This window comes from Paenibacillus sp. J5C2022 (genome assembly GCF_025567625.1).
In the GTDB taxonomy this organism is placed as follows: domain Bacteria; phylum Bacillota; class Bacilli; order Paenibacillales; family Paenibacillaceae; genus Pristimantibacillus.
The window spans coordinates 1-635 of sequence record NZ_JAOQJC010000132.1 but is presented as its reverse complement, the minus strand read 5'-3'; the positions used below and the strand labels follow the sequence as shown (position 1 = coordinate 635).

1 protein-coding gene is annotated in these 635 nt (G+C 55.1%); it reads left to right on the top strand.

Annotation, left to right across the window (positions count from 1 at the left end; all coding sequences use genetic code 11):
* The coding region (locus M6D81_RS31640; RefSeq protein WP_262681646.1) for an Ig-like domain-containing protein at nt 1-635 on the top strand (635 nt) is incomplete at both ends.

Here is a 635-nt window from a genome sequence, read left to right as displayed (position 1 = left end):
GCCGGCACCTACAATTAGCGTGCAGCCGGTTGGCGACACTGTGCATGAGCATGATGTGGTCACGCTTGAAGTGACGGCAAGCGCAAGTGGAAGCGGCACGCTGAGCTACCAGTGGATTCGCAACACAGCCAATTCCTACAGTGGCGGATATGCGATTAATGGAGCGACGTCCAGCACATTCGTTGTGCCGACGTCCTACGCGCATAATGACTATTACTATGTCATGGTTACGAATACGGACAATAGCGTTCCGGGTACCAAGACGGCCAGTACGAGGAGCGATTTCGCGCACGTAATTGTTCTGGATGTGACTCCGCCTTCAGTATCTATCTCTTCGGCGCAATCCAGCCCGACGAACGATTCGCCGATCAATGTGACATTCACATTCAGCGAAGCGGTAACGGGCTTTACGTCAGCGGACATCTCTGTGACGAATGGAACCGCGGACAATCTGTCGACACTGGATAACCGTATCTATACCGCAGACATTACGCCGTCGGGAGACGGAGAAGTGAAGGTCGGCGTAGCGGCTGACGTAGCGTTCGACGGAGCGGCGAACGGCAATACGGCGGCTACGGAGCTCAGTATCGACTACGATACGACGGCTCCGACGGTAGGCATCAACTCGGTACAAG